The organism is Undibacterium sp. KW1 (genome assembly GCF_009937955.1).
Classification (GTDB): Bacteria; Pseudomonadota; Gammaproteobacteria; order Burkholderiales; family Burkholderiaceae_D; genus Undibacterium.
Window position 1 is genome coordinate 5880534 of record NZ_AP018439.1, and the last position, 15042, is coordinate 5895575.

At 52.0% G+C, this 15042-nt stretch carries 12 protein-coding genes; 10 read left to right on the forward strand and 2 right to left on the reverse strand.

What is annotated here, in order from left to right:
- Window positions 1–44: 44 nt before the first annotated feature.
- Window positions 45–1505, forward strand: coding sequence for a sensor domain-containing diguanylate cyclase (locus tag UNDKW_RS26525; RefSeq protein ID WP_232063131.1), 1461 nt, complete (start codon window positions 45–47; stop codon window positions 1503–1505).
- On the opposite strand, the gene UNDKW_RS26530 is transcribed toward UNDKW_RS26525, so the two are convergent.
- The gene (locus UNDKW_RS26530) at window positions 1490–2326 is read right to left on the reverse strand and encodes a Rossmann-like and DUF2520 domain-containing protein (protein ID WP_162061209.1); all 837 of its coding nucleotides are present in this window, start codon (window positions 2324–2326) and stop codon (window positions 1490–1492) included. The two genes, UNDKW_RS26525 and UNDKW_RS26530, sit on opposite strands and share 16 nt — an antisense overlap.
- A 3-nt stretch (window positions 2327–2329) precedes the next feature.
- Complete coding sequence (locus tag UNDKW_RS26535) at window positions 2330–3019, reverse strand: Crp/Fnr family transcriptional regulator (RefSeq protein WP_232063132.1); 690 nt, start codon at window positions 3017–3019, stop codon at window positions 2330–2332.
- A 291-nt stretch (window positions 3020–3310) separates the two neighbouring features.
- On the opposite strand from UNDKW_RS26535, the gene UNDKW_RS26540 reads away from it, so the two are divergent.
- From UNDKW_RS26540 to UNDKW_RS26580, 9 genes are all read left to right on the forward strand, one after another.
- Complete coding sequence (locus UNDKW_RS26540) at window positions 3311–5263, forward strand: long-chain fatty acid--CoA ligase (RefSeq protein ID WP_162061211.1); 1953 nt, start codon at window positions 3311–3313, stop codon at window positions 5261–5263.
- An 11-nt stretch (window positions 5264–5274) separates the two neighbouring features.
- A complete protein-coding gene (locus tag UNDKW_RS26545; protein ID WP_162043826.1) occupies window positions 5275–6063 on the forward strand; it encodes an ABC transporter ATP-binding protein in 789 nt (262 codons plus the stop codon).
- A 231-nt stretch (window positions 6064–6294) separates the two neighbouring features.
- Window positions 6295–7191 carry a branched-chain amino acid ABC transporter permease gene (locus UNDKW_RS26550; RefSeq protein ID WP_174247650.1) on the forward strand — a complete coding sequence of 299 codons (897 nt, stop codon included), beginning with the start codon at window positions 6295–6297 and terminating at the stop codon, window positions 7189–7191.
- 51 nt (window positions 7192–7242) lie between these two features.
- The gene (locus tag UNDKW_RS26555; protein ID WP_162061213.1) at window positions 7243–8301 is read left to right on the forward strand and encodes a branched-chain amino acid ABC transporter permease; all 1059 of its coding nucleotides are present in this window, start codon (window positions 7243–7245) and stop codon (window positions 8299–8301) included.
- 120 nt (window positions 8302–8421) lie between these two features.
- Window positions 8422–9723 carry an ABC transporter substrate-binding protein gene (locus UNDKW_RS26560; protein ID WP_162043829.1) on the forward strand — a complete coding sequence of 434 codons (1302 nt, stop codon included), beginning with the start codon at window positions 8422–8424 and terminating at the stop codon, window positions 9721–9723.
- A 72-nt stretch (window positions 9724–9795) separates the two neighbouring features.
- On the forward strand, window positions 9796–10659 hold the full coding sequence (locus UNDKW_RS26565; protein WP_162061214.1) for an ABC transporter ATP-binding protein: 864 nt from the start codon (window positions 9796–9798) through the stop codon (window positions 10657–10659).
- Window positions 10660–10724: 65 nt separating this feature from the next.
- Window positions 10725–11972 carry a phenylacetate--CoA ligase family protein gene (locus UNDKW_RS26570; protein WP_162061215.1) on the forward strand — a complete coding sequence of 416 codons (1248 nt, stop codon included), beginning with the start codon at window positions 10725–10727 and terminating at the stop codon, window positions 11970–11972.
- 214 nt (window positions 11973–12186) lie between these two features.
- Entirely contained in the window at window positions 12187–12645 is a 459-nt protein-coding gene (locus UNDKW_RS26575; protein WP_162061216.1) for a (2Fe-2S)-binding protein, read from the forward strand.
- Between the two features lie 11 nt (window positions 12646–12656).
- Entirely contained in the window at window positions 12657–14900 is a 2244-nt protein-coding gene (locus UNDKW_RS26580; protein WP_162061217.1) for a xanthine dehydrogenase family protein molybdopterin-binding subunit, read from the forward strand.
- Window positions 14901–15042: the final 142 nt, after the last annotated feature.

Genomic DNA, 15042 nt, shown 5'->3' on the forward strand with positions numbered 1-15042 from the left:
CGGCAAACCTCACGCTCATGCTCCGTCTATCATTCATGCAAAAAATGTTAAAAAAATACGGTCTGCTGGTCTGGCTGTCCCTGATCCTGATTGCAGGTTTTGTTTCCACGACCGTGGCATCTTTTGTTGTTTCCCGCGATGCCATACAACAAGGCATCTCCGAGCAAACCCTGCCCATCACTGGTGACAATGTTTATTCTGAAATCCAGAAAGATATCTTGCGCCCTGTTTTTGTCTCTTCGCAAATGGCGCATGACACTTTCTTGCGGGACTGGATCATCAATGGTGAAGAAGACAAGGACCTGATCGTCAAATACCTGAAAGAAATCAAGCAAAAGAACCATGCGATTTCCAGCTTCCTGGTATCAGACCAGAGCCACAATTACTATCATGCCGACGGTGTACTGAAGACCATCAGCGATACCGAGCCACGTGACCAATGGTTTTTTCGCGTCCGAGGCCTGAAAAGCGATTATGAAACCAATGTCGACGCCGACATGGCCAATCGCGACACCATGACCATTTTCATCAATTACCGCATCCTCGATTATTCTGGCAAATTCATCGGTGCCACCGGTATAGGCATGACACTGGACACCATGAAAACCCTGATAGACAGCTATCAGACACGTTTCCGCAGGAATATTTTCTTTGTCGATCAGAAAGGCAATATCGCCCTGGCTGGCAATAATATGAAAAAGGTGCGCAACAACCTCAGCAATATGCCCGGCCTGGGCAGTTTGGCACCGCAAATCCTGGCGAATCGCAAGAGTGAATCCCAGCACCTTGAATACAAGAACGAGAATGAAACCATACTCGTCAACGCACGCTTCATCCCTGAGCTGGGCTGGCATTTGCTGGTAGAACAGGAAATGGGTGCAGAAATCAAACCCCTACAAAATGTATTCCTGATCAACATCGCCATCAGCGCTGGCATCACCCTGGTGATATTGGTGATCTTGCTGCTGACAGTCAGGCGTTATCAAAAGCGTCTGGAAAAATCTGCATCGACCGACACCCTGACCAATTTGCTGAACCGCCAGGCCTTTGACTTTGTTTTCCAGCAAGCCCTGCTTGATAGCGAACGCTCGCGCCAGCCCATGTGTGTGGTTTTGCTGGATATTGATTTCTTCAAAAAAGTGAATGACAAGCAGGGCCATCTGGTAGGTGACCATGTGCTCAAGGAAATCGCGCTGATCTCCAAGCGCTCGCTACGCGAAAGCGACATCATCTGTCGTTGGGGCGGTGAAGAATTTTTGATCTTGCTGAAAAACTGCACGCTGGAAAAAGCCACTTCAATCGCCGAGAACCTGCGCAATACCATTGCCAATAATGATTTCTCGCGCACCACGGACCTGACACGCACCCGTTTGTCGATTACCGTCAGCATGGGCGTTGCCGAATGCAAGGACAAGGAAAGTGAAACCAGCGTATTTGAAAGGGCAGACCTGGCGCTGTACCAGGCCAAGGAAAATGGCCGTAACAGCGTTTATTTTTCTGAGTGAGGATTGCGTGCAGCCGCCAAATCCATGGTCGGCTGCGTGAATGCCTGATACAAATCCCCAGCTTGCTGATCCCAATCGCTGAGCCTGCTTTGCTGTAGGGCGACAGTCTGCATATCACCCCGCGCAATAGGGCCAGTCAGTGCAGCCCTGGTGCCCATGGCGAAGACATTTTCCAGTGTCTGCCTTGCCAGCGGTGCCGCCATCTTTTGCGCGATATCTGCCGGTATGCCTGCGGCCTGATACGTGCGCAAGGCGACTTCCATCAGGGTCACCAGATAGTTGCTGGCAAATACAGAACCGGCGTGATACAGCAATTTATTGTCGGCCTTGATGATGACAGTCTCTGCACCTATGGCTTGCAAGGCAGGCGCCAATACAGCCAGCGCAGCCTCATCACCTTCCAGACTACATATCGTGCCGGCAAATTGTTCAGCCAGCAGATCGACATTGGCAAAACTGCGCACAGGATGCACACTGGCAACAGCCACACCTGCCTGTTGTGCCAACTGCAACTCTGTCGATGCCTTGGCACCACTGCAATGGAAAATAACATTACCTGCCTTCAACAAACCGGCAGACACCAGTTGCTGGCAGACACTGGCAATCTGGTCATCACTGACACTTAACATGATGACATCGGCTGGCTGCAATTGCGAGATACTATCGACAGCCTGCCCTGCGCCCAGCCAGGCCACAGCATCGCTGGCACTTCCCAGGCTGCGGTTCAAGACTTGTTGTATGGCAAACGCCTGCTGGCGCTGGAAATTTTTGGCCAGTACCTTGCCGACCTTACCGGCACCAATGATATTCAGGGTCTTCATACTTCACTCTTCAGGGAAGCGGCGCAAACCATCCAGATCAAGGATGGTGATGCCGCCATAGTCCACGCTCAGCAAGTTTTTCTTTTCCAGCAATTGCAAAGCCTGGTTGGCACGCTGGCGCGATACGCTGGAGATGTAACCTATTTCTTCCTGCGATATCTGGATTTGCATGCTGCTACCAGGATTCAGATAGGGGTTGAACATGGCTGCCAGACAACGGGCGACACGGGTGTCGGGGTCCAGCATGCGATCATACTCAACCAGGGATATGAACAAGCCCAGTCGCTCGTTCAACTGATGCAAGAGAAAGCGGTTAAACGGGATACTGTTATCCAGCAAGTAGGTGAAGGTAGCACGTGGCATATAGGCGACACGGGTATCCCGCAGGGCCACCACATCATAACGGCGCGGCTCAGTCTTCAGCAGCGAGCCTTCACCAAACCAGCCGCCCGCCAGCATACAACTGAAGGTCACCGTCTTGCCATCGGGCGAGATACTGCTCATCTTCAGGAAGCCTTCAATAACGCCCATCCAGTGTTCCACTGGATCGCCTTTGCGGCATACGTAACCGCCTGCGGGAATGAAACGCTCGACGACTTCTTCTTCCAGCTTTTGCATGTGCTCAGGTGCGAGCATGCTGGCCCACATGGATTTGGCAAATCGCTCTTTTGGGTCGCTGATTTTCTTTGTCATATTTGTGCAACGCACCACAGATAATTGCTTCATTTTTTCAGATTGTCAGTCGAATGACAACCACTGGCCCCTGAAGGGTCTACTATCGCTTCAACAAAAAGAATTACGGAGACATTGTAAGCGAGTTGCCGATTGCAGCGAAGACTGCAGGCACTCAAAGGCGACTCATTTCAGCATGCCACTACAATACCTACCGTAAAAGTCCCACTGCCTGGATATCGTAAGCAAGCAGTAAGGACGCATCAAGACACTCACATGAAGTAAGCCCTAAAACAATAGGCTGGTGGAGACATGAATCAAAAAGAAGCAGCAAATTCGACTTTTCCCAGGTTGTTATTGCAGCACGGAAAAACACGGCCGCAACATCCGGCCTTCCGTGAAAAAGACCTGGGTATCTGGCAAACCTGGAACTGGCAACAGGTCAATGCCGAAGTGCGTGCCCTCGCCTGCGGCCTGGCAGCACAAGGTTTCAAACGCGGCATGAACCTCGCCATCATCGGCGACAATCGCCCCCGCCTGTACTGGGCCATGGCTGCGGCGCAATGCCTGGGTGGCATACCCGTGCCCCTGTATCAGGATGCCCCGGCAGCCGACATGGCCTATGTGCTGGAAAATGCCGAAATTGTCTTTGCCGTCGTCGAAGATCAGGAACAGGTTGATAAGCTGCTGGAGATCAAACAGCAGTATGCAGGCATACAACACATTGCCTTTGATGATGACCGCGGCATGCGTCATTATCACCAGCCTGAACTGACATCCTATGCTGCCTTGCAGGAACTGGGACGTGCTTACGATATCACCCATCCTGACTTTTTCATGAAGGAAGTGGAAATGGGTCAGCCTGATGATACAGCTGTCATGCTGTATACCTCGGGCACGACAGGTAAGCCCAAGGGTGTCTGTCAGTCACACCGTTCTTTCATGACTGCGGCAATGGGAGGCATGAAATTTGACGAACTCACAGCAGACGAAGATATCCTGTCCTACCTGCCTATGGCCTGGGTAGGTGATCATCTGTTTTCTTTCGCCCAGGCCATGGCCGCTGGCTTTACCGTGAACTGCCCTGAATCCAGCGAAACTGTCCTGACGGATTTGCGTGAAGTCGGCCCCACTTATTATTTCGCCCCGCCACGCGTGTTTGAAAACATGCTGACCACGGTCATGATACGCATGGAAGATGCAGGTACAATCAAGCGCAAGCTGTTTGCCCATTTCATGGACCTGGCACGCCGTGTCGGTTCTGACATACTCGATGGCAAAGCCGTCAGTGGCATGGACCGCCTGCAATATGCACTCGGCAATCTGCTCATTTATGGTCCGCTGAAAAACGTGCTCGGTCTGTCACGCGTGCGCGTGGCCTATACCGCCGGTGCCGCTATTGGCCCTGACCTGTTCCGTTTTTATCGTTCTATCGGTGTCAATCTCAAGCAGTTATATGGCTCCACTGAAACCTGCGCCTATGTCTGCCTGCAACCTGACGGCAAGATCAAGTTCGACAGCGTGGGTGCAGCAGCACCTGGTGTCGAGGTCAAACTCGCAGCAAACGGTGAAGTGCTGGTCAGGTCAGATGCAATGCTGACGGGCTACTACAAGCGCCCCGATGCCACGGCAGAAGTCATGGATGAGCAAGGTTATTTCCACACCGGTGATGCCGGTATCTTTGACCAGGATGGACATCTGAAAATCATCGACCGTGCAGCCGATGTGGGCAAGATGAACCAGGGTGACATCTTTGCGCCCAACTACATAGAAAACAAACTCAAGTTCTTCCCCTTCATCAAGGAAGCCGTGGCCTTTGGTCATGAGCGTGACATGGTCTGTGCCTTTATCAATATTGACATGGAAGCCGTCGGTAACTGGTCAGAAAGACGCGGCATTGCCTATTCAGGTTATACCGATCTGGCGGCCAAGGCCGAGACATATCAACTGATCTTGTCTTGCGTAGAAAAAGTGAATGCTGATCTCGCCAGCGAAGACTTGATGGCGGGCACACAGATACATCGCTTCCTGGTGCTGCACAAGGAACTCGACCCCGACGACGATGAACTGACACGCACCCGCAAAGTCAGGCGCAAATTCATTGCCGAAAAATATGCCGTGCTGATAGAAGCACTGTATTCAGGCAAGCGTTCACAATTCATAGAAACCCTGGTCAAGTTCGAGGATGGCCGCCAGGGCAAGGTCAGTGCCGATTTGCATATCAGCGATGTCAAAACATTTTCTGCCCAAAAGCTGGCTGCATAAGGAATATATAAATGGCAGACAACAGAAAAATCGGTGAAGTCATCCTGGACTTGCAAGGCATATCCCTGGCCTTTGGCGGCGTCAAGGCTTTGACGAATATTTCCTTCAACGTCAGGGAACATGAAATACGCGCCATCATAGGCCCGAATGGCGCAGGCAAAAGCTCCATGCTGAATGTCATCAATGGTGTATACCGTCCGCAGCAAGGTGACATCACCTACCGCGGCCAGCACCGCAAGGACATGAATACGTATTCTGCGGCAAAGAGCGGCATCGCCAGGACTTTCCAGAACATCGCCCTGTTCAAGGGTATGAGCGTGCTCGACAACATCATGACGGGCCGCAACCTGAAAATGAAAAGCAATTTCCTCATGCAGGCCTTGTACTGGGGGCCTGCCCAAAAAGAAGAAATCGCTCACCGCGAAAAGGTAGAAGAAATTATCGACTTCCTGGAAATCCAGCACATACGCAAGATACCGGTAGGCCGTCTTTCCTACGGCTTGCAAAAACGCGTGGAACTGGGTCGTGCGCTGGCAGCCGAGCCTGAGATTTTATTGCTCGATGAACCCATGGCGGGCATGAATGTGGAAGAGAAACAGGACATGAGCCGCTTCATCCTCGATGTCAATGACCAGCTCGGCACCACCATCGTTTTGATTGAACATGATATGGGTGTGGTGATGGATATCTCGGACCGCGTGGTAGTGCTCGACTACGGTAAGAAAATCGGTGATGGCACGCCTGCTGAGGTACTGGCGAATCAGGAAGTAATTAACGCTTATCTGGGAGTTGCACATTAAAGATGCAAAACCTTAAAACCACTAACCACAGAGACACGGAAGAAGGAAAGACTTCTTGCAAGAAGTCTTCGTTTCGCAGGCGAGTGACATGCCACTCGAATTCCCTGCTACACCACAGAGGAAAAATAGGCTTCCTCTTGCTGTTCTCTGTGTCTCGGTGTCTCTGTGTTGAGAGGTCTTTTTGTTCAACATTCATGTTTGCTTAATGTAAGCCGAAAGCTAGAAATGAATATCAGTTTTTTCTTTGAAGTGTTTATCGGTGGCTTGTTGTCCGGTGTCATGTATGCGCTGGTGGCGCTGGGTTTTGTGTTGATTTACAAAGCCTCAGGCGTCTTCAATTTCGCGCAGGGGGCGATGGTGTTTTTTGCCGCCCTGACCTGCGTAGGCCTGACCGAGAAATTTGAAATGTCATTATGGCTGGCGATACCGCTGACCATGCTGGTGATGGTGGCACTGGGTCTGGCTATCGAACGGGTAGTGTTGCGCCCGCTGGTCAACCAGCCTGAGATTACCTTGTTCATGGCCACCATAGGTCTGACCTTTTTCATCGAAGGTCTGGCGCAGTTGTTGTGGGGTTCCCAACCGCACAAACTGACATTGCCTATCGACGATGTACCCATAGAATATTTCATCGAGAAGTTCAATATCCTGGTATCCCAATTCGATGTCATCGCTGCCTTGATCTGTGCTCTGCTGGTAACTGGTCTGGCCCTGCTGTTTTCAAAAACCAAGATAGGCCGCGCCTTGCGAGCGGTGGCAGATGATCACCAGGCAGCGTTGGCAGTTGGTATTCCACTGCAGCAGATCTGGGGCATAGTCTGGGCAGTTGCCGGTTTCGTCGCCCTGGTTGCAGGCTTGTTGTGGGGTGCACGTAATGGTGTGCAGTTTGCATTGACCTTTGTCGCCTTGAAAGCCTTGCCGGTATTGATTTTGGGTGGCTTTACTTCTGTCCCCGGCGCGATTGTTGGCGGCCTGATTATCGGTGCATCTGAAAAACTCGCAGAAGTATATATAGGCCCATTGGTGGGTGGTGGCATAGAGGGCTGGTTCCCGTATGTGCTGGCATTGTTGTTCCTGCTGGTCAGGCCCGAAGGTTTGTTTGGTGAAAAAATCATACGCAGGATTTAATGTCTTGCAGTTCAACATAATCAAGCATCATTAGCAGCGTAGAGGAACAACATGTTCTACCGTGAAGCAGGTCAGTTTAAAACAAGCTATCAGGCAGATAACCAGATATTCCCGATACGGCAAGACCGTATCGGTATTGCCATCGTCCTTATCGCGGCATTTGTTGCCGTACCCGGGCTGGCAACCGATTATGCATTTTCAGCGATCTTCATCCCCTTCCTGATATTTTCACTGGCAGCACTGGGCTTGAATATCCTGACTGGTTATGCAGGTCAATTGTCGCTGGGTTCGGCAGCCTTCATGGCGGTGGGTGCGTTTGCCTCTTATAACTTTGTCTTGCGCATACCCGGCATCCCGGTCTTGCTGGCTTTTGTGCTAGGTGGTTTGTCGGCAGCCATGGTGGGGATTGCCTTTGGTTTGCCGTCGCTGCGTATACGCGGTTTTTATCTGGCAGCAGCAACGCTGGCAACGCAATTCTTTGTGGTCTGGTGCCTGACCAAGATACAGTGGTTCACCAACTACAGTTCTTCTGGCGTCATCACGGCACAGGAAATGGTAATACTCGGTATAGCCATCAATACACCGGTTAAAAAATATTTGCTGACGCTGACCGTTGTCTGTGTCATGGCCATGCTGGCCAAGAATATGGTGAGATCGAACGTGGGTCGCTCGTGGATGGCGGTGCGTGACATGGACGTGGCGGCAGAAGTCATAGGCTTTCGCCTCATGCGCACCAAGTTGCTGGCCTTTGCAGTATCCTCGTTTTACTGTGGCATTGCCGGTGCTCTGTATGCCTATGCTTATCTCGGTACGGTAGAGCCCGAAGCCTATAACCTGGACCTGTCTTTCCGCATCCTGTTCATGATCATCATAGGCGGTGTTGGTTCCATACTCGGTTCTTTCCTGGGTTCGGCTTTTATCATCCTGCTGCCCATCGTGCTGAACTTGATTGCGCATAGTCTGTCTTTGCCGACCAATGTGGCATCGAACCTGGAACTGATGGTATTTGGCGCACTGATTATTTTCTTCCTGATTGTAGAGCCACATGGCCTGGCGAGGTTGTGGCAAATCACCAAAGAAAAATTGCGACTCTGGCCTTTCCCACATTGAGTGGCAGTAACAAGATTAGTACCAATAGTAAAAGAGGGTCCATAATAAAGATGCTTCGCCTTTGCAATAAGAGGTAGAAAAGCATCAGGCAATATCCATCCAAAACCATAAGGAGACAATATGAAACTGCTTAAATCCCTGCTGATGGCCTCGGCAATCCTGGGTGCTGTCAATGCGGCCCAGGCGAATGATCAATTCATTCCCATCCTGTCATATCGCGTAGGCCCGTATGCGGCTGGCGGCTCAGGCTTTTACGGCGGTGCCATCGATTATTTCAATCTGGTCAATGCCAAGGGCGGCTTGAATGGCGTCAAGATTTCCTGGGAAGAATGCGAGACTGAATACAATGCCTCGCGCGGTGTTGAATGTTATGAACGCCTGAAAAAAACCCAGGGCGGTGCCTCACTGGTAGAACCACTTTCTACCGGTATTGCCTACGGTATTCTTGACCGCGTTGCTGAAGATAAAATCCCTTTGACGACACTGGGTTATGGCCGTTCTGATGCTGCCAATGGCAAGGTCTTCCCTTATGTATTCCCGCTCATCACCAGTTACTGGAACCAGGCTGCGGCGATGACCAAATACCTGGGCGATAAATCTGGTGGTATGGACAAACTCAAGGGCAAGAAAATCGTCCATCTCTACCATGATTCTGCCTTTGGTAAAGAGCCTATCCCGGTACTGGATGCACAGGCCAAGCAATATGGTTTCGAGCTTATCAAGATCCCGGTTGCCCATCCCGGCAATGAACAACAATCGCAATGGCTGCAAATCCGCCAGGCCAATCCTGATTATGTAATCCTGTGGGGCTGGGGCGTCATGAACGCAGTGGCGATCAAGACCGCACAACGCAATGGCTATTCTCGCGAAAAAATGCTGGGCGTCTGGTGGGCAGGTTCAGAAGAAGATGCGATTCCCGCTGGTGATGCAGCAAAAGGCTATACCGCGATGACTTTCAATACACCGGGCAATTACCCTGTGCTCGATGAAATCCGCAGCAAGGTGTATGCGGCTGGCAAAGGTAATCTCGGTGACAAGACCCGTGTCGGCTCTGTATATCACATGCGTGGTGTAACAGCCGCAATTCTGTGGACAGAAGCCATCCTGAAAGCGCAGGAAAAATTTGGCAAGGGCAAGCTCATGACATCCGAGCAAATCCGCTGGGGTTTTGAAAACCTGAATGTCGATGAAGCACGTCAAAAAGCTTTGGGTGCAATGGGCATGTTCCCGCCTGTGAAAACTTCTTGCGAAGATCATGAAGGTTCCGGCGCTGTCAAAGTACAGCAATGGACAGGTGATAAATGGAAAGCCATTACACCTAACTGGGTCACTGGTGACAAGGCTTTGACACGCGCCATGCTGGAAGAGTCTTCCAACAAATATGCGGCTGAGAAGAAAATCACGCCTGCCTGTTTGAAGTAGGCGTTAAGCAGTAAAAGCGGAGGCCAGACTGTGCCTCCGCCCCCTTTGTACAAATCATTGCAGATCAAGATCATGAGCGTTCATAGCATCACGGCAGAAGCGGCAACGGCAGCAAATACAGCTGCAACTACCGACATCGCCTATCTCAGTGTCAACAATATCGAAGTCATCTACGATCATGTGATCCTGGTGTTGAAAGGTATTTCCCTGCAAGTGCCACAAGGGAAAATTGTCGCCTTGCTGGGTGCCAATGGCGCAGGTAAATCAACCACGCTGAAGGCGATATCTACACTGCTACGTAACGAGCGCGGCGATATCACCAAAGGCGATATTACTTTCCGTGGCCAGCGCGTCGATCACCTGACACCAAATGAACTGGTCAAGCGTGGCCTGTCACAAGTCATGGAAGGTCGCCATTGCTTTGGGCATTTGACGGTGGAAGAAAACCTGCTTACCGGTGCCTACACACGCAGCCTGTCGCGCAGCGAACTCAAGGCCGAACTGGAAAAGGTATACCACTACTTTCCACGCCTGCGTGAACGCCGTAATTCGCAGGCTGGTTATACCTCGGGTGGTGAGCAACAGATGTGCGCGATAGGCCGTGCCCTGATGGCCAAACCATCGATGATCTTGCTTGATGAACCATCGATGGGTATAGCACCACAACTGGTGGAAGAGATTTTTGAAATCGTGAAAAGCCTCAATGTGCAAGAAAAAGTCTCTTTCCTGCTGGCCGAACAAAACACCAATGTCGCCCTGCGTTATGCCGACTTTGGCTACATCCTGGAAAACGGCAGGGTGGTCATGGAAGGTGAAGCCAAAGACCTCAGCAGCAATGAAGACGTCAAGGAATTTTATCTTGGTGTCTCAGGTGCTGGCCGCAAGAGTTTTAAGGATATGAAGTTTTATAGAAGGCGCAAACGCTGGCTGGCTTGAACCATCACTCATCGCTATCCATCATTTTGAGATGCACACAAATCAACCCACTATAGAGCATGCTCATGAGTGACTATCTGGACGCCCTGGAAACCCGCAATCCACAAAGCCGCGAACAAGCGCTGATGAACAAGCTGCCGCAATTGATTGCCCACGCCCAAACTGCAGAAGGCTGGGGCAGGATATTGCAGGGCGTGGATGCGCATGACATCAAGAGCCGCAGCGCGCTGGCGCAATTGCCGGTGACACGCAAATCCGATCTCAAGGATTTGCAAAAAGCCTTGCCGCCATTTGGTGGCTTGAATACCACGCCGGCGCGGCAGATGGGGCATATCTTCATGTCACCCGGCCCTATCTTTGATCCTGAAGGCCGCGGACAAGACTGGTGGCGCTTTGCCCGCCCCATGCATGCCATAGGTTTGCGGGCAGGTCATCTCTTGCAAAACTGTTTCTCCTATCATTTCACGCCTGCCGCCTTCATGGTCGAGAGTGCCGCCGCCCGTATAGGTTGCGCCGTCATCCCGGCTGGCATAGGGCAGACAGAAATGCAAGTACAGGCCATGGCAGAACTGCGGCCTGACGCCTATATAGGCACGCCAAGTTTCCTGAAAATCATCCTGGAAAAAGCCCTGGACATGGGTGCTGACATTTCCAGCGTACAGCGCGCCATTGTCGGTGCAGAAGCCTTGCCACCTTCGCTGCGCAAATGGTTGCAGGAACATGGTGTGGCCCAGGTATTGCAAATCTATGCCTCTGCCGACATAGGCAATATTGCCTATGAAAGCGTGACCGATGGCCAGGTCAATCCTGGCATGATACTGGATGAAGACCTGATACTCGAAATCGTCCGTCCCGGCACAGGCGACCTGGTGGCTGAGGGTGAAGTCGGCGAAGTGCTCATCACTTCATTCAACCCTGATTACCCGCTGATACGTTTTGGTACTGGCGATATGTCGGCGATCTTGCCGGGCATCTCGCCCTGTGGCCGTACGAATCAGCGCATCAAGGGCTGGATGGGGCGAGCGGATCAGACGACCAAGGTCAAGGGCATGTTTGTTCACCCTTCGCAAGTTGCAGAAGTGGTCAAGCGCCATCCTGAAATCAGCAAGGCCAGGCTGGTCGTCACCGGTGAAATGGCGAATGATGTCATGAGCCTGCATTGTGAAACTGCTGCGGGCAATCCTACCTTGCAGGCCGCCATTGTCGACAGTTTACGCGATGTCACCAAATTGCGCGGTGATGTGCAGTTTGTTGCGCCCGGCAGCCTGGCCAATGATGGCAAGGTAATAGACGACGCCCGCAAATACGAATAAAGCCAGGCACCTCTGACGCAGGAGCAACAAAAACCACGGAAAAGACAGCTTTTCCTTGGTTTTTTCGTCTCTCACACCCAAACGCTAAAAATATTCTATAGTAGTTAAGTAAACCAAATATGGATGGGTCTGCTTGCCAGACTTGCCCGCTCTGTTTTCCCCGTTTTTCCCTGTTCCGCCCCTGCAACCACCTCACCGGATGGAGAACTATTCCATGACTGCACTGAATATCAATAGCAAAGAACACCAGGTAGATGCCGATCCTTCCACGCCAGTGCTATGGGCCTTGCGTGATTCCCTGGGCCTGACTGGCACCAAGTTTGGCTGCGGGGCAGCATTATGTGGTGCCTGCACCGTGCACCTGAATGGCCAGGCGATACGCTCTTGCATCACACCCATCTCTTCGGTCGCTGGCCAAAAAATCACTACTATCGAAGCCATGAGCCAGGATAAGGTCGGCAAAGCTGTGCAAGCGGCCTGGATCAAGCATGACGTTGCCCAATGTGGTTACTGTCAAAGCGGCCAGATCATGAGTGCCACGGCATTGTTAAAAACCAACAAGAAGCCCAGCGATGCCGATATCGACGGTGCCATGGCAGGCAATATCTGTCGATGTGGAACTTATGTACGCATCCGCGCTGCCATCCATGATGCTGCATCCACTCTGGCCTGAGGAGAATAACCATGCATTTTGAAGCTCGCCTCGATGAGATGCCACGCCATTTGCAAGCCCTTTTGCAATCCACCACACCAGAGACAACACCAGTAGGTCTGAGCCGTCGCAGCTTCCTCAAGATGGCAACTGCCAGCGGTTTTGCGCTGGGTTGCTACCCCATGCTGGCAACAGCGCAGGATACTGCTAAAACACCCGCAGGCCTGAAGCCCACTGAACAACCAGGCGCATTCGTACAGATCGCCAAGGATGGCACAGTCACTGTCACCTTCAATCGCCTGGAATTTGGCCAGGGCGTACAAACCAGTCTGCCGCTGATACTGGCAGAAGAACTGGATGCCGACTGGTCAAAGGTTAAAAGCGCAAATGGCAATAACCACCCTGCCTATGTTGACCCGGCATTTGGCATGCATTTGACGGGTGGCTCGAACTCCATCGCCCATTCCTATACACAATACCGCGAACTCGGTGCCCGCACCCGCGCCATGCTGGCACAGGCAGCGGCCAACCAATGGCAAGTTGATCCTGCCAGCCTGCGTACCGAAAATGGCAATGTCATTGGCCCCGGTGGCAAGAAGCTGGGCTATGGCGAGCTGGCAGACGCTGCGATGAAATTGCCAGTACCAGAAAAAGTCACACTGAAAGACCCGAAAAACTTCCGCCTCATAGGCAAACCCACCGGCCGTCTCGATGCCAAAGCAAAATCTACAGGCACCCAGGATTTTGGTATTGATACCCACTTGCCCGGGATGCTGACGGCGGTAGTCGCACGGCCACCGGTATTCGGTGCCAAGGTCAAGACTATTGATGACACGGCGGCCAAGGCCATCAAGGGCGTCAAGGCAGTGCTGCGCGTGCCTACCGACCGTGGTGGTGAAGGCGTGGCGATTATCGCGACCGGTTACTGGCCAGCCAAACAGGCCCGCGACGTACTGAAGCTGGAATGGGATACTGACGGTGTTGAAAAAGTCGATTCCACCAAAATGCTGGCGACCTATAAGGAAATGGCCAAAAAGCCAGGTGCCCTGAAGTTCAATGATGATGTATCCAAGATAGCGGCAGCACCGCATAAGCTGAATGCCGAATTCGTCTTCCCCTACCTTGCGCATACACCTATGGAACCGCTGAACTGCACGGTCGCCATCAAAGGCGACAAGGCAGAATTGTGGATGGGTACGCAAATGCCAGGCCTCGATGGTTTTGCAGCCGCCAAGACCCTGGGCCTGAAGCCGGAAAATATCGCAGTGCATACCCAGTATGCAGGCGGTGGCTTTGGCCGCAGGGCAATTGCCACCAGTGATTACGTGGTGGAAGCCTGCAATGTCGCCAAGGCAGCGCAAACAGCGGGGCTGGATGCACCGGTACGCATCTTGTGGAGCCGCGAAGACGATGTCAAGGGTGGTTATTACCGCCCCATGCATTTGCACAAGGCAGAGATAGGTTTTGATGCTCAGGGCAATATCCTTGGCTGGGATCATGTCATTGTCGGCCAGTCCATCGTCGGTGGCACGCCGTTTGAATCCATGATGGTCAAGGATGGCGTCGATATCACCGCAGTCGAAGGCATGAAAGAGCCGTATGAAATGCTTATGCGCCTGTCTGTCCATCACCCCAAGATCAATGTCCCGGTCTTGTGGTGGCGCAGCGTAGGTTCTACCCATACTGCCTTTGTCATGGAAACCCTGCTCGATGAAATTGCCCAGACTACCAAGCAAGATCCGGTGGCTTACCGCCTGAAACTCATGGGTGACAAACATCCACGACATAAAGCAGCACTACAACTGGCGGTAGAAAAATCTGGCTATGGTAAAAAGAAATTGCCAGCTGGCCGTGCCTATGGTGTGGCTGTGCATGAGTCATTCTCGTCTGTCGTTGCTTATGTGGTTGAAGCATCCATGAAAAATGGCCAGCCCAAGTTGCACAAGGTCACTGCCGGTGTGCACTGCAATCTTGCTGTCAATCCAAAAAGTGTAGAAGCTCAGGTACAGGGTGCGGCACTGATGGGCTTGTCGATGTGCCTGCCAGGTGCGGCGATCACGCTCAAGGATGGTGTGGTTGAGCAAAGCAATTTCAGTGATTTTGTGGTGCCACGCATTACCGATATGCCACAGCTTGCCGTGCACATCGTCCCCAGTGCAGATGCACCTACCGGCATGGGTGAACCTGGCTTGCCCGCACTGGCACCCGCTTTTGCGAATGCCATTGCCAGGGTCAGTGGCAAGCGCTGGCGTGAGCTGCCTTACAAACCTGCATAAGCAAAGCTAACTTTTGTTACTTGCCTGAAAGTGAGCCAGTTTTTAGGTGCGGATAACTGTATTTTGATGGATATCAATTTCCAATATCTATTTCTACAAAGTGCTGGAATTTGATACCCAACATCAAAGGAGACCTATCTTG

What these genes read in the sequence shown, in the direction of transcription:
- UNDKW_RS26525 (WP_232063131.1), top strand. Translation starts at nt 45, where the DNA reads ATGTTAAAAAAATACGGTCTGCTGGTCTGGCTGTCCCTGATCCTGATT.
- UNDKW_RS26530 (WP_162061209.1), bottom strand. Translation starts at nt 2,326, where the DNA reads ATGAAGACCCTGAATATCATTGGTGCCGGTAAGGTCGGCAAGGTACTG.
- UNDKW_RS26535 (WP_232063132.1), bottom strand. Translation starts at nt 3,019, where the DNA reads ATGACAAAGAAAATCAGCGACCCAAAAGAGCGATTTGCCAAATCCATG.
- UNDKW_RS26540 (WP_162061211.1), top strand. Translation starts at nt 3,311, where the DNA reads ATGAATCAAAAAGAAGCAGCAAATTCGACTTTTCCCAGGTTGTTATTG.
- UNDKW_RS26545 (WP_162043826.1), top strand. Translation starts at nt 5,275, where the DNA reads ATGGCAGACAACAGAAAAATCGGTGAAGTCATCCTGGACTTGCAAGGC.
- UNDKW_RS26555 (WP_162061213.1), top strand. Translation starts at nt 7,243, where the DNA reads ATGTTCTACCGTGAAGCAGGTCAGTTTAAAACAAGCTATCAGGCAGAT.
- UNDKW_RS26560 (WP_162043829.1), top strand. Translation starts at nt 8,422, where the DNA reads ATGAAACTGCTTAAATCCCTGCTGATGGCCTCGGCAATCCTGGGTGCT.
- UNDKW_RS26565 (WP_162061214.1), top strand. Translation starts at nt 9,796, where the DNA reads ATGAGCGTTCATAGCATCACGGCAGAAGCGGCAACGGCAGCAAATACA.
- UNDKW_RS26570 (WP_162061215.1), top strand. Translation starts at nt 10,725, where the DNA reads ATGAGTGACTATCTGGACGCCCTGGAAACCCGCAATCCACAAAGCCGC.
- UNDKW_RS26575 (WP_162061216.1), top strand. Translation starts at nt 12,187, where the DNA reads ATGACTGCACTGAATATCAATAGCAAAGAACACCAGGTAGATGCCGAT.
- UNDKW_RS26580 (WP_162061217.1), top strand. Translation starts at nt 12,657, where the DNA reads ATGCATTTTGAAGCTCGCCTCGATGAGATGCCACGCCATTTGCAAGCC.